This is a genomic window from Streptomyces sp. NPDC060002 (assembly GCF_042737245.1).
Lineage (GTDB): Bacteria > Actinomycetota > Actinomycetes > Streptomycetales > Streptomycetaceae > Streptomyces.
On record NZ_JBHWUW010000078.1, the window covers coordinates 1 to 20,823 of the forward strand.

At 71.5% G+C, this 20,823-nt stretch carries 16 protein-coding genes; 8 read left to right on the forward strand and 8 right to left on the reverse strand.

What is annotated here, in order from left to right:
* Window positions 1-147: 147 nt before the first annotated feature.
* Both ACFWBD_RS38080 and ACFWBD_RS38085 read left to right on the forward strand, forming a co-directional pair.
* Window positions 148-681, forward strand: a complete 534-nt coding sequence (locus ACFWBD_RS38080) for a hypothetical protein (protein ID WP_385677662.1) — start codon at window positions 148-150, stop codon at window positions 679-681.
* Window positions 682-1,739: 1,058 nt separating this feature from the next.
* The gene (locus tag ACFWBD_RS38085; RefSeq protein ID WP_385677665.1) at window positions 1,740-2,228 is read left to right on the forward strand and encodes an ATP-binding protein; all 489 of its coding nucleotides are present in this window, start codon (window positions 1,740-1,742) and stop codon (window positions 2,226-2,228) included.
* Between the two features lie 139 nt (window positions 2,229-2,367).
* Here ACFWBD_RS38085 and ACFWBD_RS38090 read toward each other — a convergent pair whose 3' ends face one another.
* Together ACFWBD_RS38090 and ACFWBD_RS38095 are read right to left on the reverse strand one after the other, a co-directional pair.
* The gene (locus tag ACFWBD_RS38090; RefSeq protein ID WP_385677668.1) at window positions 2,368-3,435 is read right to left on the reverse strand and encodes a DUF2637 domain-containing protein; all 1,068 of its coding nucleotides are present in this window, start codon (window positions 3,433-3,435) and stop codon (window positions 2,368-2,370) included.
* Window positions 3,436-3,749: 314 nt separating this feature from the next.
* Window positions 3,750-4,598: a (2Fe-2S)-binding protein gene (locus tag ACFWBD_RS38095; RefSeq protein WP_385677671.1), complete on the reverse strand. Its 849-nt coding sequence runs from the start codon at window positions 4,596-4,598 to the stop codon at window positions 3,750-3,752.
* Window positions 4,599-4,754: 156 nt separating this feature from the next.
* On the opposite strand from ACFWBD_RS38095, the gene ACFWBD_RS38100 reads away from it, so the two are divergent.
* Complete coding sequence (locus tag ACFWBD_RS38100) at window positions 4,755-5,579, forward strand: GntR family transcriptional regulator (RefSeq protein ID WP_385677674.1); 825 nt, start codon at window positions 4,755-4,757, stop codon at window positions 5,577-5,579.
* A gap of 434 nt (window positions 5,580-6,013) precedes the next feature.
* Here the strand turns inward: ACFWBD_RS38100 and ACFWBD_RS38105 are convergent, their stop codons facing one another.
* Window positions 6,014-6,799, reverse strand: a complete 786-nt coding sequence (locus tag ACFWBD_RS38105) for a hypothetical protein (RefSeq protein ID WP_385677677.1) — start codon at window positions 6,797-6,799, stop codon at window positions 6,014-6,016.
* Between the two features lie 170 nt (window positions 6,800-6,969).
* A complete protein-coding gene (locus ACFWBD_RS38110; protein WP_385677680.1) occupies window positions 6,970-8,673 on the reverse strand; it encodes a PucR family transcriptional regulator in 1,704 nt (567 codons plus the stop codon).
* Between the two features lie 384 nt (window positions 8,674-9,057).
* Between ACFWBD_RS38110 and ACFWBD_RS38115 the strand changes: the two genes are divergently transcribed.
* The 5 genes from ACFWBD_RS38115 (at window position 9,058) to ACFWBD_RS38135 (ending at window position 15,899) form a co-directional block, all read left to right on the forward strand.
* Entirely contained in the window at window positions 9,058-9,948 is an 891-nt protein-coding gene (locus tag ACFWBD_RS38115) for an FAD binding domain-containing protein (protein WP_385677683.1), read from the forward strand.
* On the forward strand, window positions 9,948-10,565 hold the full coding sequence (locus ACFWBD_RS38120; RefSeq protein WP_385677686.1) for a (2Fe-2S)-binding protein: 618 nt from the start codon (window positions 9,948-9,950) through the stop codon (window positions 10,563-10,565). Before ACFWBD_RS38115 ends, ACFWBD_RS38120 begins: the two co-directional genes overlap by 1 nt.
* 3 nt (window positions 10,566-10,568) lie before the next feature.
* Entirely contained in the window at window positions 10,569-12,986 is a 2,418-nt protein-coding gene (locus ACFWBD_RS38125) for a xanthine dehydrogenase family protein molybdopterin-binding subunit (RefSeq protein ID WP_385677689.1), read from the forward strand.
* A gap of 156 nt (window positions 12,987-13,142) precedes the next feature.
* The gene (locus tag ACFWBD_RS38130; RefSeq protein WP_385677692.1) at window positions 13,143-14,600 is read left to right on the forward strand and encodes an NCS2 family permease; all 1,458 of its coding nucleotides are present in this window, start codon (window positions 13,143-13,145) and stop codon (window positions 14,598-14,600) included.
* Between the two features lie 72 nt (window positions 14,601-14,672).
* Complete coding sequence (locus ACFWBD_RS38135) at window positions 14,673-15,899, forward strand: XdhC family protein (protein ID WP_385677695.1); 1,227 nt, start codon at window positions 14,673-14,675, stop codon at window positions 15,897-15,899.
* Between the two features lie 161 nt (window positions 15,900-16,060).
* Here ACFWBD_RS38135 and ACFWBD_RS38140 read toward each other — a convergent pair whose 3' ends face one another.
* From ACFWBD_RS38140 to ACFWBD_RS38155, 4 genes are all read right to left on the reverse strand, one after another.
* Window positions 16,061-16,501 (reverse strand): SRPBCC family protein, encoded by a 441-nt coding sequence (locus tag ACFWBD_RS38140; RefSeq protein ID WP_385677698.1) that lies wholly within the window; start codon window positions 16,499-16,501, stop codon window positions 16,061-16,063.
* A gap of 89 nt (window positions 16,502-16,590) precedes the next feature.
* Window positions 16,591-17,379, reverse strand: coding sequence for a polysaccharide deacetylase family protein (locus ACFWBD_RS38145; RefSeq protein ID WP_385677701.1), 789 nt, complete (start codon window positions 17,377-17,379; stop codon window positions 16,591-16,593).
* A 76-nt stretch (window positions 17,380-17,455) separates the two neighbouring features.
* Entirely contained in the window at window positions 17,456-18,904 is a 1,449-nt protein-coding gene (locus ACFWBD_RS38150; RefSeq protein ID WP_385677704.1) for a family 43 glycosylhydrolase, read from the reverse strand.
* 143 nt (window positions 18,905-19,047) lie between these two features.
* Window positions 19,048-20,538 (reverse strand): family 43 glycosylhydrolase, encoded by a 1,491-nt coding sequence (locus ACFWBD_RS38155; RefSeq protein ID WP_385677707.1) that lies wholly within the window; start codon window positions 20,536-20,538, stop codon window positions 19,048-19,050.
* Window positions 20,539-20,823 lie beyond the last annotated feature (285 nt).

Here is a 20,823-nt window from a genome sequence, read left to right on the forward strand (position 1 = left end):
AACCCCAAACAAACACCACCCCCCCCACTCCCGGGGCCCCCCCCCCCCCCCGGGGGGGGTGGGGGGGGGGCGGCGGCCCCGCACGACCACGCAGCCACCAGTGGGGCCGGACCGGCCTCACCCACGAGACACACGGGGAACACGCACATGACCAGCAACAACAGCACGACCGGCACCATCGACACGACCGGCACGAGCAACACGACCGGAAACGGCACTCCCCGTTTCCGTACCACCCGGCGCCGTGCGGCACTGGCCGCCGGCCTCGCCCTGGCCCTCGGCCTCGGCGTGACGGCGCAGGCCTCCGCCGGGAGCCCGCGCAGCGTGAGCGGCAAGCCGTCCGACAACCTCACGCGCATCGCCGACTTCTACGGCGCCTACATCGACGCGGTGAACGACGAGGGCGGCGGCAAGCTCGAGGACGAACTCCGCAAGCACTACCTCACCCCCGCCTTCCAGAAGGAGCTGGCGGCCTGGGAGGACGAGAACCACGCCAACGGCGTCCTTCAGGCCCAGAACGTCCCGCTCGCGTGGAAGGTCACCGACAACGGCACGGCGAACTACACGGAGGCCGTCGTCACCCTCACCTGGGGCGACCAGACCACGAAGCTCATCGTCGACATGACCCGAGGGACCCACAAGATCTTCCACATCGGCACGACGGGAGCCGAGATCGGCTAGAGCACCCGCCGCCCTGCCGCGCCGCCGCTCTGCCGCCCTGTCGCACCGCCGCCCTGCCGCTCGGCCGGACGCCGACACCGCTCACATCGGCCGACGAAGTGAACGTTCGGCCGAGGTGGAGCGCCTCCCTTGCCGGGGCACTCCCGGTGACACCCGCGTCAGCCGCTCGACCACCAGCACGATCGTCGGTCCACCCCACCGCTTTCCCCGCCGCGGCCGGCCGCGCACCAGCGGATTTCGGCCAACCTCATCGGCCGTGCGAGGGCGCGCCCGGCGCGGCGGGGCGGTTCAGGGCGGTGGCCGACATGGCGAGGGCGGTACCTGCTGCCCCACCTCTTCTCCGCGTACGGCCAGGTCGGCAGGGGCGCATCGGCAGACGGGCCGATCCCCGGCGGTCGGTCGGCCACCCGGGTGCGTAGGTCCGGAGGTGGGCGGGAGGGCCGGATCGGCGGCCGTATCGCACCGCGGACACGCCGGCTCACTCCCGCTCGCGAGGGAGGCGACGGTCAGTTTCCGTCGCGCGGGCGCACGCCCCCCGAGGACACGTCGGCGCCGTCGTACGTCAGCCCCTTCGCCCGGAAACCGGGCCGATCACCGCCCCCGCCCGGCAACCCGCCCCCGTGTTCCGGTACTCGCCCCGCCAAGCGGGACCGGCGGCTCGACCAGGGCTTTCCCTCTGGGCGTCGGCCGCGGCGGGGTCATGGGAGGCGCGCACGGTCCGGTCCGCCGACGCCGGCTCGTCCCGCTGGTGCCGCGCCGACGTCACCAGCGGCACACGGGCCACCTACCGCGCGGGACGCACGAACCGTCCCAGCGCTCCCTCCGGACGCGCTCGAGCGAGGGGGCGGACGCGCCGTGGACGGCCCTTCCCCGACGGCGCGAACAGTGCGGTCGAGGGGTCACCCCATTCCCGGGAGCGTCCTGGAGGCCCGCCCGAACATGGCCGAACACCCGGGCGTCGATGATTCGACATGACTGGCGCGGTGTCGACCGGGCAAGGATCCCCGTGAACGTGTTCGAGCAGGAGGGGAACCCACATCGACACGCGGGCGGGGGTCATGGAGAGGCAGGCACGGGGAAGCGGTCCGACGGCGATCGCGGGCACCTCGGCGACGAGACAGGCGGGGGAGAGCAGGGCCGAGGACGTGGCGGAGCAGGACCGGGCGTCGCAGCTCAGGCGCAGGCTCGGCCGGGCGGACCTACGGGCGGTGCCCGAGACGCGTCGGGCGCTGAGGGAGCTGTTGCGGGGCTGGGGAAGCACGGGGCGGTCGGAGACGGCGGAACTGCTCACCAGTGAACTCGTCACCAACGCGCTCGTGCACACCGACGACGACGCGGTCCTGACGGCCACCGTCTCACCGTCCGGCCTGCGGGTGGAGGTGCGGGACTCCGTGGCCCACCGCCCCCGGCCGAGGGTGCCGAGCGCCGACGAGGCCACGCACGGCCGGGGTCTGGTCCTGGTGGAGTCCCTCGCGGACACCTGGGGGGTACGGGCGCAGGGCGGCGGCAAGGTCGTCTGGTTCGAGATGGGCGCCGGAGCCGCGTGAGCGAAGGCCGACGGCAACCGGTCGTCGAGCAACGGTCGTCGATCAACGGTCGTCGATCAACGTTCGTCGAGTGGCGGGCAACGGGAAGGGGGCGCGACCTCGGCGGTCGCGCCCCCTTCCCGTGATAACTGATTATCCGTCAGCCGAACTGCTGCTCCAGGTCCTTGAGCTTGCGCTCCAGGGAGTCGAGGCGCGGCAGGGCCATGGTGTCGTCCTCCGCGGTGAGGTCGACGGTGATCGAGGAGTCAGAACCGTGGCGGACGGGCGTAAGAGAGTGTCGTGAGCGGACGGGCAGCTGCTCAGTCGAGTTGGCTATGGCAGGCTCCGCGGAGACCCGCTCGGCCGTGGCCGGCTCCAGGGCGGCCGGGGCCTCCGCCTGACGGCCACCACCGCCGCCACCGCGGCCGGGAAAGCGAGGGCCGTGGCCCCGGCTGATCGCCTTCAGCTGCGCCCGCTCGACGCGGTGCTGCTCGCGGCGACGCAGCTTCGTCTCTTCCTTGCGGGCCTTGTCGTCACGGACCTCGTCGACGGCCTCGTCCAGGCTGCGCACGTTCTCGAGCAGCATCAGCGACCAGGCCTTGTAGGTCTCGCGGGGGGCACGTGCCCAGCGCACGACGCGGATCTGCGGGAGCGGACGGGGCACGAGGCCCTGCTCGCGCAGCGCGGCCCGGCGGGTCTGCTTCAGGGCCCGGTCGAAGAGCACGGCCGCCGAGAGGGACATGCCGGAGAAGAACTGCGGCGCGCCGTCGTGACCGAGGCCCCTGGGCGCGTGCACCCAGTTGAACCAGGCCGCCGCGCCCGCGAACGTCCACACGAGTATCCGGGAGCCGAGTGCGGCGTCGCCGTGACTGGCCTCGCGCACCGCGAGCACGGAGCAGAACATGGCGGCGCCGTCGAGGCCGAACGGGACCAGGTACTCCCAGCCGTTGGTGAGGCCGAGGTTCTGCTGGCCGAAGCCGACCAGGCCGTGGAAGGAGAGCGCGGCGGCGACGGCCGCGCAGCAGAACAGAAGAACGTAGGAGGCAGTGCCGTATATGGCCTCCTTGCGCCTGCGGCGCTCCTCGGTACGCTCCCACGAATCGTCCGCGCTCGCATTTGCCCCGGAGGAGCGCTTGCCGCGCGCGAGCACCGCCACCGCCGCCAGCATGCCCAGGAGCAGTACGGCGCCGGGAAGCAGCCAGTTCAGCGATATGTCGGTCAATCTCATCAGGGGTCCCTTGCATTGGGATAGGGCGTAACGCCCGCCATAGTGGCGCAATCCCGCCGTCCCTCAGGGGGTTTCGGGGCAAGAGGCCGCCAAGGAAGTGCAAGGGGATGCCCAGGGCGACGTTCTGCTCGAACTGCCGCTTGAGGGGCGGGAGTTGAGTTCGAATAAGACTACCCGTACGAGTGGTTCCTCGGAAAGTTCCCGGGGTAAGTGAGGAAATTGTGAATTGCCTGTAACCCTGGGGGGAGCCTCGTCCGGGCGATCTTACGGGACATCCGACGGCGCCCGGCCCCGGGGGTGCGCCTGAGGCCCCCTCAACTGGCGGCGACCGCGGCGAGCTTGGTGGCGCGGTCCGCGTCGCAGGTGCGCGGACAGGTGGCGCAGGTGTCGTCGGGGCGCAGCGTGTAGAACATGCAGCAGCTCGCCCGGTCCCGGGTGGACAGGGCCGCGCCGTCCGGTCCGGTCAGCTCACGGAAGGACGCCGAGCCGACGTAGGGGCGGGTGGCGCCCGGCAGGAGCAGCTCCAGTTCCCGTCGCGCCCGGTCCTTCTCGCCCTCGCCGAGCAGTTCGGCCACGTACCAGAGGCCCTCGACGATCTCGTCGGTCACCATGCCCCACAGGGCCCGGCCCCGGCGTCGCGCGGGTGGTCCGAACCCGGCGAGCACCGGCTCGTGGTGCTCGGCTATCGCCGCCCGCACCTCCGCCCGCAGCGCCTCCTCGTCCGGGACCACCCGGGCGCCGGGCAGCAGTGCCGCCGGATCACCCGGCAGGCAGGCGAAGGAGGTGGGCGGCCGGACGGCCATCCGCATGCCGTCGCCGGTGCGGTCGTACGAGACGTGCGTCACGGGGAGGCGGGGCACCCGGCGGTGCAGGAACCAGGGGACGGTGATCAGCAGGCAGGCGGGCCAGGAGTACCGGTGCAGTCCGAAGCTCGCCACGACGTCCGGGCGGGCGGCTTGCCCGTAGTCGCGGACGATTTGGGCGTCGTCCCAGGCGAGGAAGGTCTCCAGTGCTGCTCCGCCCTCCGCGAGGTCGGCCGCGGCGACCCAGCCGCCGCCCTGTGGAAACGGTTCCTGGTGGCCCAGCTGCGTGACGGTCAGGTCCGGGAAGACCTCCGCGAGGCGGGCGTAGGCCTCCGCTGTGGCCGACGGGGCTGTGGGCATGCCGGGACCGCCGTTTCGAGGGGGATTAAAGGTAAGCCTTACCTTACTCAGTATCATCGGGATTTGAACTGGCGGCCAGTAGGCCTAAGGTGCTTGACGGACGAGTAACAACCCGCCGTAATGACCCCAAGTACCGACAAGGCCGGAGGAGGCCCCGTGGAGCAGGGTGCGCAGGGCTCCACCGGTACCGGGACCCCGGCCGTGCCGGGGGCCGAGGGTCGTGCCCGGGTGCCGGCGCAGTCACGGGGGTCCGCCGAGTACGGCGCGGGCGCCGACCGGGAGAGATGCGGCCCGACGGGCGCCGCGCGCGGTGAGCACACGCACAGCGAGACCCCTGTCCCACGCCCCCGGCCGGTGGTGCAGCGCGCCTCGGTGCGCGGCCAGATCCTCGACGCCCTGCGCACCGCGCTCGTCGCCGGGGAACTGCTGCCGGGCGAGGTGTACTCGGCGCCGGTCCTCGGCGAACGCTTCGGGGTCTCGGCGACGCCGGTCCGCGAGGCGATGCAGCAGCTGGCGCTGGAGGGTGCCGTCGAGGTCGTCCCCAACCGGGGCTTCCGGGTGATCGTGCGGGGCACTCGCGAGCTGGCCGAGCTGGCCGAGGTGCGCGCGCTGATCGAGGTTCCCGTGATGCTGCGGCTCGCCCGTACGGTGCCCGCCGAGCGCTGGGCGGAGCTGCGGCCGGTTGGCGAGGCGAGCGTGCGCGCGGCGGCCTCCGGCTGCCCGGCCACGTACGCGGAGGCCGACCTGGTCTTCCACCGGGCGGTGCTCGCCCTGGCGGGCAACGAGCAGCTGGCCGGCGTCGCCGAGGACCTGCACCGGCGCTCGCAGTGGCCGCTGGCCGGCGGGTCGGTGCGGCGCGGACGGGCGGATCTCATGGCCGACGCGGCGGAGCACGTGGCGCTGCTGGAAGCGTTGACGGCGGGGGAGCCGGACCGGGCGCAGGCGCTGGTGCGCGGTCACTTCGCAGGCGCGCGCAACTGAGCCGACCGCCGCCCGGTCGCAGCGCAGGCGCTCCCCGAGCCGACCGTTGCCGCGCCGCAGGGCCGGCGCCCCCGAGCCCGCTTCGACGCCGAAGCGGCGTCGCTCGGCCGGCCGGATCCTGAGAGGCCCTGCTCGAGCGAGGCCTGAGACGCCTCGCTCGTCTGCGCTCTGCGAGGCCTCGCCTGCTCGAGCCGTGCAGCAACTCCGCCCGCGCTCTGCGAGGCCTTGCCTGTTCAAGTCGTGCAGAGGCTCCGCCTACTCGCACCCTGGGAGGCCTCGCCCGTTCGAGCCGTGCAGGGGCTCCGCCCGCTTGATCCCTGACGAGGCTTCGCCTGCTCGAGCCCGACGAGGCTTCGCCTGCTCGAGCCCCGACGGGACCTCACCTGCTCGAGCCCGACGAAGCTTCGCCTGCTCGTATCCGACCAGCCTCGTTCTCAGACCCCGGACGGGCTGGGTGTCGGCGGTGGTGTCAACTGCCGTGCCAGCCAGGTCGGTACGCCGCCCAGCAGCCGGAACAGCCGGCGCGCCTCCTCCCGCAACCGTGAGGCCTCCGGGTCGACCTCCGCGTCGGCCAGTGAGGCGAGGGCCGGGGCGGTTCCCACCAGGTAGCCCAACTCCTCGCGGATGCGCAGGGATTCGGCGAAGCCGTGCCGGGCCTCCGCCATCTCGCCTTCGCGCAGGGCGAGTCCGGCGAGGTGGCGCCAGGTGAAGGACAGCAGCAGCAGGTCGGAGTGGGCCGCGGCCGCCGTGTGGGCGCGACGGTACGCGGCCCTCGCGGCCTGCGGGGACCGCGAGATGTTCTCCGCGAGCAGGCCCCGGCGGAAGTCCAGCAAGGCCCGTCCGGGCGCGTCCGGCGAGATCAGCGCCGCCGCCCGGCCGAGCGCGGCCCGCGCCTCGTCCACCCGGTCGCGCACGCCGTGCAGCGTGGCCGCGTAGGCAAGTTGCCCTCGTTCACAAGCGGCCGCGCCGCGCTCCTCGTCGTCGTGGGCCAGCGCCTCCGCCGTGCGCAGCGCGTCCTCGGCGTCCTGCCAGCCCTGCTCGGTGTACAGGCACCGTTCCACGAGCAGCGCGGCCCGCTGGATCGAGCCCGCCGCGCTGTCGGGCGGGAGCAGGGCCGCCGCGTCGGTCCAGCAGGCGCGCGAGCGCAGCCGCCATACCGCGGTCTGGAGGGGATCGTCACCTGAGGTCGTTCCGGTACCAGACATGGCGGTGTACGCCACGTTGCCCTCCCCGAGCGCGCCGTCGAGCTTTGAGTGGTGGCCGCATCTCAGCACGGATCACAGGGCCGGGCCAAGGGGGCGGGTGAAGGATTTCACAAAGTCGTGGGACTCCGCGCCCCGAAGGTTTCGACAGGTCGTGGCCCAGGGGTGGTAACCGGTTCCCTTCGGTATCAGCTCATCCGCAGCGCAAGGAAGAAATCCAGCTTGTCCTCCAGCCGCGAGAGGTCACGGCTCGTCAACTGCTCGATCCGCCCGACCCGGTAGCGCAGCGTGTTGACGTGCAGGTGCAGACGGGACGCGCAGCGGGTCCACGAACCGTCGCAGTCCAGGAACGCTTCCAGGGTCGGGATCAACTCGGCGCGGTGCCGCCGGTCGTATTCGCGCAGCGGGTCGAGGAGACGGGCGGTAAACGCTTTCCGCACATCGTCGGGGACGAACGGGAGCAGCAGCACGTGCGAGGCCAGTTCCTGGTGGCCCGCGGCGCAGACCCGGCCGGGGCGGGCGGCGGCCACGCGCCGGGCGTGTCGTGCCTCCTCCAGGGCCCCGCGCAGCCCCTCCGCCGAGTGCACGGCCGCGCTGACGCCCAGGGTGAGCCGCCCGTCGCCGTCGAGGCCGGACGACAGCGGCTCCCGGACGGCCGCCAGCAGCGCGTCGGCGAGGACGCCGGTCTCGGAGCCGTCGTGCTCGCTCGGCACCGCGGGCAGCGGGACCAGGGCGATGGCCTCGTCGCCGGTGTGGGCCACGGCGATACGGTCGGAGGGCTCGGGTCCGGTGGCGAGCGGGTCGACCAGGATCTCCTCCAGGAGCGACTGGGCGACCGGGCCGGCCTCCGGCCCGCCCTCGTCCCACTCGACCCGGGCCACGATCACCTGCCAGTGCGGGGCGGCCCCCAGCCCCGGCAGCAGCACCGGTGCGGCCACCCGCAGGCGGGCCGCGATCTCGGCCGGGGCCGCGCCCGTCTGGACCAGTTCCAGCACCTCCTGCGCGAGACGCCTGCGCACCGAGCGGGCGGCGTCGCGGCGGTCCCGCTCGACGGCGATCAGCTGGGTGACGCCCTGGAGCAGGTCGAGGCGCTCGTCCGCCCAGTCCCCGGCGTCCGCCTCGACGGCCAGCAGCCAGTCGGACAGGACGCTCTCGCGCACGTCCCGTGAGGCCTGGGGGGTCTGTGAGGCGCGCGGGGCCTGCGGAGCGCGGCCGCCACCGCTGCGGATCGGGAACAGCGAGTACGTCGTCTGGCCCATGAGCACCCGGTGCGGTCCGCGCCGCCCGGTGCGGACGGCCGCCAGGTGCTCCGCCGCCAGCTTCGCGCACGTGTCGGGGGGCAGCCCCGGCCCGGCCGCCTCGGAGCCGGCGATGAGCCGCCCGGTGGGGGACAGGACCCAGGCCCGCAGGTCCAGGTCGGAGCCGAGCAGGTCCAGGACCACGTCCGGGCCGCCGCCCGCCGGGCCCGAGGTCATCATCCGGCGGTGCCGGTCCACGACGGCCGCGAGGTCCCCGGCACGCTCGCCGGACACCTGCCGCACGACATGCTCGGTGATCGTCGCGAAGGCCACCGACTCGTGCACCGCGAACAGCGGGAGACGGTGCCGCGCGCAGGCCACGGCCAGATCCTGCGGAACGTCCCCCAGCTCCGCCTCGCCGGCCGCGAGCGCGGCCACCCCGGCCTGCACCAGGATCCGTACGAACGGCTCGGAGTCCGCCGCGTCCCGGCGCCACGCCAGGCCCGTCAGCACCAGCTCGCCCCCGGAGAGGTAGCGGCTGGGGTCCCGCAGGTCGGTGGTCATGACACCCCGTACCGTGCGGTCCAGCTCGTCCTCGCCGCCGAGGAGCCTGAGGCCCAGCGCATCGGTGTCCAGCAGTGCGCGCAGCCGCATCTCGTCGCCGCCGTTCTTTGTCTCGAAAACTACGATGGATCCTGAAGGACAGGGTGGGAGCGAACCCGCCGTCGGTCCCGCCCCCGGGGGCCCGGCCGGTGCGGCGGACAGCCACGAACCGCATTCTTCGGTCGCCAGGTTGTTTCCTACGTTTCCACAGGAAAACGAGGAGGTTACTGAGGACCTCCGTTCATACGAATCTACAAGATGCCTGGGCCGACCAGCCAACTCCTTCATGGTTTCCGTGACTGACCCGGTCGGAGCAAGGGGCTGTGTACTGGCCCCACTCCGCGTGAACACCACAGGCACGAGCCGGGCCCGCCGCACCCGATTCTGGCTCGATACGACTCACGAGCACTCAAGAGACGAAGAAGAGAGCCGGTCATGGACTTCCTTCGCCCCGCCAGCTGGGAGGAGGCGCTCGCCGCCAAGGCCGAGCACCCCACCGCTGTGCCGATTGCGGGTGGCACCGACGTGATGGTCGAGATCAACTTCGACCACCGCAGGCCCGAGTACCTGCTCGACCTCAACCGCGTGGGCGACCTCTGCGAATGGGAGGTCGGCGAGGAGAGCGTGCGGCTCGGCGCCTCCGTCCCCTACACCCGGATCATGGAGAACCTGCGCGCGGAGCTGCCGGGCCTGGCTCTCGCCTCGCACACCGTGGCCTCTCCGCAGATCCGCAACCGCGGCGGCGTCGGCGGCAACCTCGGCACCGCCTCCCCGGCCGGCGACGCCCACCCCGCCCTGCTGGCGGCCGGCGCCGAGGTCGAGGCGGAGTCGGTACGCGGTACCCGCCGGATCCCGATCGACGCCTTCTACACCGGCGTGAAGCGCAACGCGCTCGCTCCCGACGAGCTGATCCGCGCCGTCCACATCAAAAAGGCCGACGGCCCGCAGCAGTACTCCAAGGTGGGCACCCGCAACGCCATGGTCATCGCCGTCTGCGCCTTCGGTCTCGCGCTGCACCCGCAGTCCCGGACCGTCCGTACCGGCATCGGTTCGGCCGCGCCCACCCCCGTTCGGGCGAAGACCGCCGAGGACTTTCTCAACGCGGCGCTCGAAGAAGGCGGTTTCTGGGACAACGGAAAGATCATCGCCCCATCGGTCGCCAAGCAGTTCGCGGATCTGTGCGCCGCCGCCTGCAACCCCATCGACGACGTCCGGGGGACGGCGAGTTATCGACGGCACGCGGTGGGCGTCATGGCCCGCCGCACGCTGACCTGGACGTGGGAGTCGTACCGCGGCCCCCGCCGCACCGCAAAGGGAGCCGCGTGATGCGCGTCAACTTGACTGTCAACGGACGTCCGCAGGAAGCAGACGACGTGTGGGAGGGCGAGAGCCTGCTCTACGTACTGCGTGAGCGGCTCGGGCTGCCGGGTTCGAAGAACGCCTGCGAGCAGGGCGAGTGCGGCTCGTGCACGGTCCGGCTGGACGGCGTCCCGGTGTGTTCCTGCCTGGTCGCCGCCGGACAGGCAGAGGGCCGTGACATCGTCACCGTCGAGGGCCTCGCGGACTACGCCAAGCAGCGCGCCGGGCACGCCGGTTGTGGAACCGGTTCCTGCAACACCTCGGGAGCGCCGGGCGCGGCGGGCACCTCCCCCTCCCTCGACGGGGCCGACGGCCGGCCGGCCGAGGCCACCGACTCCCAGACCGGCGAGGGGACCGAACTCGCCCCGATCCAGCAGGCGTTCATCGACGCGGGCGCCGTCCAGTGCGGTTTCTGCACACCGGGTCTGCTGGTCGCCGCCGACGAGATGCTGGAACGCAATCCGAACCCGAGCGACGCGGACATCCGCGAGGCGCTCTCCGGCAACCTCTGCCGGTGCACCGGTTACGAGAAGATCATGGACGCGGTCCGCCTGGCGGCCGCCCGTCAGGGAGAGGCGGTCTGACCCATGACCTCCCCCACTTTCGGCCTCGCTCGAGCGGCAGGCGCCCCCAGCGGCACTCCCACCACCCTCACCCAGGGCTCCCGGACCAAGGGCGGCATCGGCGAGTCGACGCTCCGCCCCGACGGCACCCTCAAGGTCACCGGCGAGTTCGCCTACTCGTCCGACCTGTGGCACGAGGACATGCTCTGGGGCCAGATCCTGCGCTCCCCGGTCGCCCACGCCGAGATCGTCTCCATCGACACGTCCGAGGCCCTGGCCCTGCCCGGCGTCCACGCCGTCATGACCTACGACGACCTGCCGACCGACGTGAAGAACTACGGCCTGGAGATCCAGGACACCCCGGTCCTGGCCCACGGCAAGGTCCGGCACCACGGCGAGCCGGTCGCGATCGTCGCCGCGGACCACCCGGAGACCGCCCGCCGTGCCGCCGCGAAGATCAAGGTCGAGTACCGCGAGCTGCCCGTCGTCACCGACGAGGCCTCGGCGACCGCGCCGGACGCGATCCTGATCCACGAGGGCCGCGACGACCACCACGTCGGTCACGTCGCGCACCCGAACATCGTCCACCGCCAGCCGATCGTCCGGGGCGACGCGGCCGCGGCCGCCGCGCGCGCCGATGTCGTCGTCCGGGGCGAGTACACCTTCGGCATGCAGGACCAGGCCTTCCTCGGCCCCGAGTCCGGCCTCGCCGTGCCCGAGGAGGACGGCGGCGTCCACCTCTACATCGCCACCCAGTGGCTCCACTCCGACCTGCGCCAGATCGCGCCCGTCCTCGGCCTGCCCGAGAGCAAGGTGCGGATGACGCTGGCCGGCGTCGGCGGCGCGTTCGGCGGCCGCGAGGACCTGTCGATGCAGATTCACGCCTGTCTGCTGGCCCTGCGCACCGGAAAACCCGTCAAAATCGTTTACAACCGTTTCGAGTCCTTCTTCGGCCACGTCCACCGCCACCCGGCGAAGCTCTTCTACGAGCACGGCGCGACCAGCGACGGCAAGCTCACCCACGTCAAGTGCCGGATCGTCCTCGACGGCGGCGCGTACGCCTCGGCCAGCCCGGCCGTCGTCGGAAACGCCTCCTCGCTCGGTGTCGGCCCGTACGTCGTCGACGACGTCGAGATCGAGGCCATCGCCCTCTACACCAACAACCCGCCCTGCGGCGCGATGCGCGGTTTCGGCGCGGTCCAGGCGTGCTTCGCCTACGAGGCGCAGATGGACAAGGTCGCGGCCGAACTCGGCATGGACCCGGTGGAGTTCCGCCGGCTCAACGCGATGGAGCAGGGGACCCTCCTGCCGACCGGGCAGCCCGTGGACTCCCCGGCGCCGGTCGCCGAGATCCTGCGCCGCGTCAAGGCGATGCCGTTGCCCCCGGAGCGTCAGTGGGAGAGCAGCGAGGGCGCGGACGTACGGCAGCTGCCCGGCGGTCTGTCCAACACCACGCACGGGGAGGGCGTCGTACGCGGAATCGGTTACGCGGTCGGCATCAAGAACGTCGGCTTCTCCGAGGGATTCGACGACTACTCGACCGCCCGGGTCCGTATGGAGGTCATCGCAGGCGAGCCCGTCGCGACCGTCCACACGGCCATGGCGGAGGTCGGCCAGGGCGGTGTCACCGTCCACGCGCAGATCGCCCGCACCGAGCTGGGTGTCTCGCAGGTGACCATCAACCCCGCGGACACGCAGGTGGGCAGCGCCGGCTCGACCTCGGCCTCCCGGCAGACGTACGTCACCGGCGGCGCCGTCAAGAACTCCTGCGAGCTCGTCCGGGAGAAGGTCCTGGAGATCGGCCGTCGCAGGTTCGGCTCCTATCACCCCGCCTGGGCCACCGCCGAGCTGCTCCTGGAGGGCGGCAAGGTCGTCACCGACGGCGGTGAGGTCCTCGCCGACCTGGTCGACGTGCTCGAGGGCGGATGCGTCGAGGTCGAGGCGGAGTGGCGGCACCGGCCCACCGAGCCGTTCGACCTGCGCACCGGGCAGGGCAACGGACACGTCCAGTACTCCTTCGCCGCGCACCGCGCCGTCGTCGAGGTCGACACCGAGCTCGGCCTGGTCAAGGTCATCGAGCTGGCCTGTGTCCAGGACGTCGGCAAGGCGCTCAACCCGCTGTCCGTGATCGGTCAGATCCAGGGCGGCACGGCCCAGGGTCTGGGCATGGCGGTCATGGAGGAGATCATCGTCGACCCCAGGACGGCGAAGGTCAGGAACCCGTCGTTCACGGACTATCTGATCCCCACGATTCTCGACACGCCGACCATCCCGGTCGACGTGCTCGAACTAGCCGACGACCACGCCCCCTACGGGCTCCGTGGCGTCGGCGAGGCGCCCACCCTGTCGTCCACTCCGGCGGTCCTCGCGGCCATCAGGAACGCGACCGGGCTGGAGCTCAACCGCACGCCGGTACGTCCGGAGCACCTCACCGGAACGTGATCCCACGGGGTCCGATCAGGTGTCGTCCGGGGGTGCCGCACCCCCGGACCACCCCCCTTGTTCGTCTCGGGCCGTCCCCCGGGTCGTCCATTCCCAAATCCCGCGACCTGCCGAAGGCACCCCGCGGGTGTCCCTTTGAACCTTGGGAGATGGCCCATGACCCAGCAGTCACTGGAGCCGAGGACCACAGCCGAAGACGCGGGCGAAGGCACCCGCGTCCCGGCCGGGCGGTCCTGGCTCGATCGGTACTTCCACATATCCAAGCGGGGATCCACGGTCGCCCGCGAAGTGCGCGGCGGCGTCACCACCTTCATGGCGATGGCGTACATCCTCCTGCTCAACCCCCTGATCCTGTCCGGCAAGGACGCGGCCGGGGACACCCTCGGCCAGCAGGCGCTGATCACCGCAACCGCTTTCGCAGCTGCTTTCACCACGCTGCTGATGGGCTTCCTCGGCAAGGTGCCGCTCGCGCTCGCCGCCGGACTCTCCGTCTCCGGCGTCCTGTCGTCCCAGGTCGCCCCGGAGATGACCTGGCCGCAGGCGATGGGCATGTGCGTGCTGTACGGCGTCGTCATCATGCTGCTGGTCGTCACCGGCCTGCGCGAGATGATCATGAACGCGATCCCGCTCGCGCTCAAGCACGGCATCACCATGGGCATCGGCCTGTTCATCGCGCTCATCGGTTTCTACAAGTCCGGCTTCGTGCACCAGGGCGAGGCGACCCCGGTCACCCTCGGTCCGGCGGGCGAACTCGCGGGCTGGCCCGTCCTGTTGTTCGCCGGCACGCTGCTGCTGATCTTCATGCTCCAGGCCCGGAACATCCCCGGCGCCATCCTCGTCGGCATGCTCGGCGGCACGGTCGTCGCCGCGGTCCTCAACGCCACCGGGGTCGTCGACCCGAAGCAGTGGGCGGCCGGCGCTCCCGAACTGCACGGCAGCGCGGTCTCCATGCCCGACCTCTCGCTCTTCGGGGACGTGGAGTTCGGCGGCTGGGGCGAGGTCGGCGCCATGACGGTCGGCATGATCGTCTTCACGCTCGTCCTCGCCGGGTTCTTCGACGCGATGGCCACCATCATCGGCGTCGGCACCGAGGCGGGGCTCGCCGACGACAGGGGCCGGATGCCGGGCCTGTCCAAGGCGCTGTTCATCGACGGCGCCGGCGGAGCGATCGGCGGGGTGGCGGGGGGCTCCGGCCAGACCGTGTTCATCGAGTCGGCGACCGGCGTGGGCGAGGGAGCCCGTACGGGTCTCGCCTCGGTCGTCACCGGCGCCTTCTTCGCGGCCTGTCTGTTCTTCACCCCGCTCACCGCGATCGTCCCGCAGGAGGTCGCCTCCGCCGCCCTGGTCGTCATCGGCGCGATGATGCTGATGAACGCCCGCCACGTCGACTGGGCCGACCGGGCAACCGCTGTCCCGGTGTTCCTGACCGTCGTCCTGATGCCGTTCACCTACACCATCACCACCGGTGTCGCCGCGGGTGTCATCTCCTACGTCGCCATCAAGGCCGCGCAGGGCAGGGCGCGGGAGATCGGCGCCTTCATGTGGGTGCTGACGGCGATCTTCCTCGTCTACTTCGCCCTCAACCCGATCGAGAGCTGGCTGGGCGTGCACTAGGCGCCCCGGCCGGCGGGCACCCGACCGCCGCGCAACCGCCCTCCACACCACCGCAGTCAAGGAGACCGAGAGATGCTGGACATCGCCGAGGAGCTGAACCGGTGGGTCGGGCAGGGCCGTGACTTCGCCGTCGCCACCGTGGTGGCCGTCGGCGGCAGCGCGCCCCGCAGGCCGGGCGCCGCCCTGGCGGTGGACGCCGACGGCACAGCGATCGGCTCGGTCTCCGGTGGCTGTGTGGAGGGCGCGGTGTACGAGCTGTGCCGGCAAGCGCTCGAGGACGGGGAGTCCGTCCTCGAACGCTTCGGCTACAGCGACGACGACGCCTTCGCCGTCGGGCTCACCTGCGGCGGGGTCGTCGACATCCTCGTCACCCCGGTGCGGGTGGGCGACCGGGACCGTCCGGTGATCGCGGCCGGCCTGGAGGCCGCCGCCTCCGGCGGGGCCACGGCGCTGGCGCGGATCGTGACCGGCCCGGCCGATCTCGTCGGCCGCGCGCTGCTCGTCCGCCCCCACGGCAGCGGCGACAACGGTTCCTACGGGAGCTCTTCTTACGACAGCGGTTCCTACGGCGGCGGCTCTTACGACAGCGGTTCCTACGGAGGCGGCTTCGGCGCCCATCCGGAGCTGGACCGCACGGTCGCGGCCGAGGCCGGCGCCTTCCTCGACGCCGGCCGCACCGGCACCCTGGAGATCGGCGAGCAGGGCTCCCGCTGCGGGGCGCCGCTCACGGTCCTGGTCGAGTCGTCCGTCCCGCCGCCCCGGATGATCGTGTTCGGCGCGATCGACTTCGCGTCGGCGCTGGTGCGGGTCGGCAAGTTCCTGAACTACCGCGTGACGGTGTGCGACGCGCGTCCCGTCTTCGCGACCGAGGCCCGTTTCCCGGAGGCCGACGAGATCGTCGTCGAGTGGCCGCACAGGTACCTGGAGCGCACGCAGGTGGACGTGCGGACCGTGCTGTGCGTCCTCACCCACGACGCCAAGTTCGACGTTCCCCTGCTCCGGCTGGCGTTGCGGCTCCCGGTCGCCTACGTCGGCGCGATGGGCTCCCGCCGCACCCACCTCGACCGCAACGCCCGACTGCGTGAAGTAGGGGTGACCGAGCTGGAGTTGGCCCGTCTGCGGTCCCCGATCGGTCTCGACCTGGGCGCCCGTACGCCCGAGGAGACGGCGCTGTCGATCGCCGCCGAGATCGTGGCCGACCGGCGCGGCGGCAGCGGGGTCTCACTCACCGGCGCGCACACGCCCATCCACCACGACGCGACCTCGGTGCCGACGGGCCGGATCGGCTCGGTGGCCTGAGCCGCCGCACCGCGCACGGCCCGCCGCACCGCGCACGGCCCGCCGCACCGCGCACGGCCCGCCGCACCGCGCCTGGCCGGCCGGTCCGGCCGGGTGAACGGCCGGTCGCCGTCATGCCCTCGGCGGCCCGGCCGCGTCCGGCCGTCGCGGTCCTCGCCCGGTCACCGGCCGCGGAGCAGCCGGTTGACCGCGCGCCCGAAGACGGAGCGGGCCGTGGCCCCGAGGAGCGGGTCGAAGAGGGACGGTAGAAAACGCACCCGCAGCTCCTCCCGCCAGAGCACCCGGGCCCGCCCGCCGGGGCCCGGCCGTACCTCGATCTCGGCCCAGCCCAGGACGACCCGGCCGCGTTTCTCCAGCCGGCACCGGCCCGGCCCGTCGTCGGACGGCGGCTGCCACACGGTCACCTCCATCCGGTCGGCGAAGGCGATCGGGCCGAGACCCGAACGCGCGACGAAGACCGTGCCCTCACGGGTCGGGGCGGGAGTGAGCACGGCGACGTGGGTGAGCGGTACCACGTCGCCGTGCCGGGACCACTCCGTCAGGCGACGCCAGGCGTCGTCCAGGGAAAGCGGTACCGTGCGTTCGAGCTGGAAGAAGACCACTCGCCGATCGTAGGGAGTCGGGGCCGTCCGGCGGAGTATTACCCTCCGGCTCACAGGTTCGGACTCACCTTCGCGGTGTGTTGTTCGGGTCAGCGATAGACCTGCCCGGGCACTGCCGTCCCCGGCGCCAGCAGCTGAGGGACCGTCACGAAAACGTATCCGCGCTCTTTCAGCGCGTCGATGATCCCCGGTACGGCCGGCACGGTCCCGTCGTAGATGTCGTGCAGCAGGATGATGCCGTCCCGGTCGGCCTGGGCGAGGACCCGGCGCCGGATCAGTGCGGAGTCGGTCGTCGTGTAGTCCTTGGCGGTCACCGTCCACAGCACCTCGGCGAGGCCCAGCTCGCGGCAGATCTCGTGCACGGTCTCGTCGGTGCGGCCCTGCGGCGGGCGCATCAGGGTGGGGCGGCGGCCGGTGAGGCGCTCTATCTCGTCGTTGGGGCGCTGGAGTTCCTCGCGTATCTCCTCCGGCGTGATCCTGGTGAGGATCTGGTGGTCCCAGGTGTGGCTGGCCACCTCGTGTCCCTCGGCGGCCATGCGTCTGACGAGCTCCGGGTACTTCTCGATGTGCCGCTCGCCCAGCAGGAAGAAGGTCGCCGGGACCTGTCTCTCCTTCAGGATGTCGAGCAGGCGGGCCGAGTTCTCGCTCGGGCCGGCGTCGAAGGTGAGGGCGATGCACTTCGCCTCACGGCAGTCGACGGTGCCGAAGCGGGCGGCCTGGGTGGTGGCGGCGGGGTGGGCGCGGGCGGCGCTCGGCCGGGTGTTGTCGGCGGCGCCGCAGCCGGTCAGCGTGACCGCCAGGCAGGTGGCCGCCGCCGAGATGGCGACGGCCCGCAACCTGGCCCCCGTTTTCTTCATCTTCCTGGTCAGAGAAGGCATGCCGAGACTATACATAGAGCGTATACACGCAATGTATAGTCTCGGTCGTCATGCGCTCCTCGGGACGGGCGGGGCCTCATTGGGCGTAGAAGGTCGCGTCTCCCCTGTCCGTGGTCGTGCTCGGCGTCTGCACGTACAGCACGTAGTTGTAGTGGCGGACATAGCGTCCGGCGTAGTTGTACGACTCGTACGAGACCCCCGCGGAGTCGGCGAGGCCGGCCCGCTGGTGGAAAGTCGCGTCGGACGCGAACGCCGAGGTGCCGTCGTTCTTCTCCAGCCACACCTCGAAGTTCTTGTGCCGCAGGTAGTAGCCCGGGAAGTTGGCCGACTCCAGGGAGACCGTGCCGGTGCCCGCGAGCCCGGTGACCACGCGGAACTGCGAGTCGGCGAGCGGACTGACACCGGCCTCGATGCGGGCGCGGTACTCCCAGTGCCGGATGAACCGGTCCGCGTAGTTGTACGAGGAGAAGCGCTGCGGCGTGACCCCGTCGGCCACCGGGATGCCGAAGTCGGGGGTGCCGTCCGCCTTCCAGTACACCTTCTGCACGCGGGTGCGGCGGTTGGGATCGTTCAGCGGGTCACCGGTGATGTCCTTGTAGCTGCGGTCGTGGTACACGAGGATGTCGGACCTGCCGTCCTCGGAGACCGTGAACGAGTTGTGGCCCGGCCCGTACTGCGAGGTCGAGGCGTTCGAGGTGAAGACGGGCTGCGTCCCCTTGGTCCAGGACGCCGGGTCGCTCAGGTCGGCTGTCGCGGAGGCGGTCAGCATGCCCAGGCAGTAGTTGGCGTCGGTCGCGCTCGCCGAGTAGGTCATGAAGACCTTGCCGCCGTGCTGGATCAGCGCGGGGCCCTCGTTGACCTTGTAGCCGACCGTCTCCCAGGAGAGCGTCGGCTGCGAGATCTCCGCCGCGGTGCCCTGGATCGTCCAGGGGTTGGTCATCTTCGCGATGAAGAGACTGGTGTTGTTGTCCTCGGACGGGTTGCGCTGTGCCCAGGCGAGATAGCGGACGCCGTTCACGACGAACGTGGTGGAGTCCAGCGAGAAGCTCTCCCACGTGGTCTTGATCTGGCCCTTCTCGGTCCAGGTGGCGGTGAGCGGGTTGGCGCCGGTGCCTTCGAGGACGTACATCCGGATCGCCCAGACGTCACTGGTGGACCCGGCCGCGAAGTAGACGTACCACTTGCCGTCGATGAAGTGGATCTCCGGCGCCCAGATGTGGGCGCCCATGACCCCGCTGCTGTGCTTGGTCCAGATGGTGACCTCCTGGGCCGTCGACAGGCCCTGGATGGTCGTCGCCCGGCGCAGCACGATGCGGTCGTACGCGGGGACCGTGGCGGTGAAGTAGTAGTAGCCGTCGGTGTGCTTGTAGATGTGCGGATCGGCGCGCTGCTCCGCGATCGGGTTGGTGTACGTCACCGCGGGGGAGTCGGGCACGGCGGCCTGGGCGGGGGCGCCCACGCCGGCGAGGACGGCCGCGAGGGCGACGAGGCCGGCCAGGATCAGCCGAACGGCGTTGCGTCTCAAGGGAGTTCTCCAGACGGAGGGAGAGGGGGAGGGAGGCGGGGAGGGGAGGGGGTGGAAAGGCTTTCCCGGGTGTTTCACCCGCGTGCTTCTCTTGGGTGTTCCTCCGGGGTGCCTCTCCGGGGTGGGGGAGGAGGCACCGGGGCTCAGGTGGTGGGCACGAGGCGCCACTGCTGGCAGGTGTTGTTCAGCCAGGTCCACTGCCGTACGTCGGTGCCGTTCGCGGTCCCGCAGTCCGCGACGTCGGCGACCTTGCCGCTGTTCTCGCCCACGAGCCGGACATAGTCGCCGGTCGCGGTGAAGACGAGCCGGAAACGCTGGCACTTGTTGTTGAGCCACGACCACTGGCGCAGGTCGGCGCCGTCGGCGGTGGAGCAGTCGGCGGTGTCCATCACCCCGCCGGTGGCCACGTTCACCAGCCGGCTGGTGTCGTCGCCCTGGTCCTCGACCCGCCACTTCTGGTTGGTCCCGCCGGTGCAGGTCCACTGGAAGATGTTCGTGCCGTTGGCGGTGGAACCGCCTTCGACGTCGAGGCATTTGCCGCTGTTGCGGTTGACGAGGGTGTACGCCGTCGGGGTCGCCGCCGTCTCGCCGGACGGGCCGGGCAGCGTCGTACCCGGCGCGACGGGGGTGCCGAGGTTCGGGGTGCCGTCGGCGTTCCAGGTGAACTTCTGGGCGCGGGTCGTCCGGCCGTTGCCGCAGCCGCCGCTCGCGGAGGAGTTGGCGTGGTAGACGATCCAGTTCTCGGTGCCGTCGGGTGAGGTGAAGAAACCGTTGTGGCCCGGGCCGTAGACGCCGCCTGTGTCGCTGCGCTGGAAGACGGGCGTCTGCTTCTTGGTCCACGACGCCGGGTTCAGCGGATCGCTGCCCGTCAACTCCAGTTGGCCGAGCTTGTAGTCGGCGGTCTGGCAGTAGCTGGCGGAGTAACTGAGGAAGGTGCGGCCGTTGTGGTAGAGCGGTTCCGGCCCCTCGTTGACGGGCGCGCCCACCCGTTCCCAGTCCAGTGTGGGGCTGGAGATCACCGTGAACGTGTTGCTGGACAGCGTGTACGGGTTGCTCATCGGCGCGATGACCAGGCTCTGCGCGCTGCCGTTCACGGAACCGCTTCCGACGAGATACAGGGTTCCGTTCGCCTGGAGGACGCTCGCGTCGATCAGCCAGCCGCCCGGCGTGAGGTTGGAGCCGGTCAGGGAGCCCTTGTAGGCGTAGGGGCCCAGCGGGTCGGTGCCGGTGCTCTCCAGGACGTGGGTGCGCTGGGAGTCGCAGCAGGCGGTGCCGCCCTGGCCGGCCGAGTAGTACAGGTACCAGTGGCCGTTGAACCGGTGGATCTCCGGCGCCCAGATGTTGGTGTTGCGGGTCGAGGTGGTGTCCGACCACACCTGCACGGTGGGCGCGGTGGCCAGGCCCGCCAGGGTCGGCGCCTTGCGCATGCCGAGGACGCCCGTGAACGTCGTGGTGATCAGGTAGTAGTTGCCGTCGTAGAACTCCAGCCAGGGGTCCGCGCCCTTGGCCGACTTCAGCGGGTTGGTGTACGGGCGGCCGTCGGCCGCGGCCACCGGCTGGGTCGCCGCCACCAGGGCGACGAGGAGGGCCAGCACGCAGACGAGCAGGGGTCTGCGGCGGTACTTCCGAGGCATACAGGACCGTCCCTTGTCCGTGAAACTGCCTGTCCGGGATTTCGAACATGGTTCGTAACTTCGGCCAGAAGATAGGGGGCGAGCATGTCCTCGTCAATGGTTTCGACAACCCCACCGGCATCGGGAACCCGCGGGGGCGACAACCTTCACCGCACAGCCGCTTAACGGCGGGGAACGCGCCAGGGCGCCCCGCCCGGTCACTGTGGGACCGGGCGGGACGCCCTGGCTGTGCTGCTGTTCTGTTCCTTCCGGCCCCGGCCTCTCCTGACGGAGAGTCCGGGATCA

What these genes read in the sequence shown, in the direction of transcription:
- ACFWBD_RS38130 (WP_385677692.1), top strand. Translation starts at nt 13,143, where the DNA reads ATGACCCAGCAGTCACTGGAGCCGAGGACCACAGCCGAAGACGCGGGC.
- ACFWBD_RS38155 (WP_385677707.1), bottom strand. Translation starts at nt 20,538, where the DNA reads ATGCCTCGGAAGTACCGCCGCAGACCCCTGCTCGTCTGCGTGCTGGCC.
- ACFWBD_RS38125 (WP_385677689.1), top strand. Translation starts at nt 10,569, where the DNA reads ATGACCTCCCCCACTTTCGGCCTCGCTCGAGCGGCAGGCGCCCCCAGC.
- ACFWBD_RS38090 (WP_385677668.1), bottom strand. Translation starts at nt 3,435, where the DNA reads ATGAGATTGACCGACATATCGCTGAACTGGCTGCTTCCCGGCGCCGTA.
- ACFWBD_RS38115 (WP_385677683.1), top strand. Translation starts at nt 9,058, where the DNA reads ATGGACTTCCTTCGCCCCGCCAGCTGGGAGGAGGCGCTCGCCGCCAAG.
- ACFWBD_RS38095 (WP_385677671.1), bottom strand. Translation starts at nt 4,598, where the DNA reads ATGCCCACAGCCCCGTCGGCCACAGCGGAGGCCTACGCCCGCCTCGCG.
- ACFWBD_RS38080 (WP_385677662.1), top strand. Translation starts at nt 148, where the DNA reads ATGACCAGCAACAACAGCACGACCGGCACCATCGACACGACCGGCACG.
- ACFWBD_RS38085 (WP_385677665.1), top strand. Translation starts at nt 1,740, where the DNA reads ATGGAGAGGCAGGCACGGGGAAGCGGTCCGACGGCGATCGCGGGCACC.
- ACFWBD_RS38145 (WP_385677701.1), bottom strand. Translation starts at nt 17,379, where the DNA reads ATGCCTTCTCTGACCAGGAAGATGAAGAAAACGGGGGCCAGGTTGCGG.
- ACFWBD_RS38120 (WP_385677686.1), top strand. Translation starts at nt 9,948, where the DNA reads ATGCGCGTCAACTTGACTGTCAACGGACGTCCGCAGGAAGCAGACGAC.
- ACFWBD_RS38110 (WP_385677680.1), bottom strand. Translation starts at nt 8,673, where the DNA reads ATGCGGCTGCGCGCACTGCTGGACACCGATGCGCTGGGCCTCAGGCTC.
- ACFWBD_RS38135 (WP_385677695.1), top strand. Translation starts at nt 14,673, where the DNA reads ATGCTGGACATCGCCGAGGAGCTGAACCGGTGGGTCGGGCAGGGCCGT.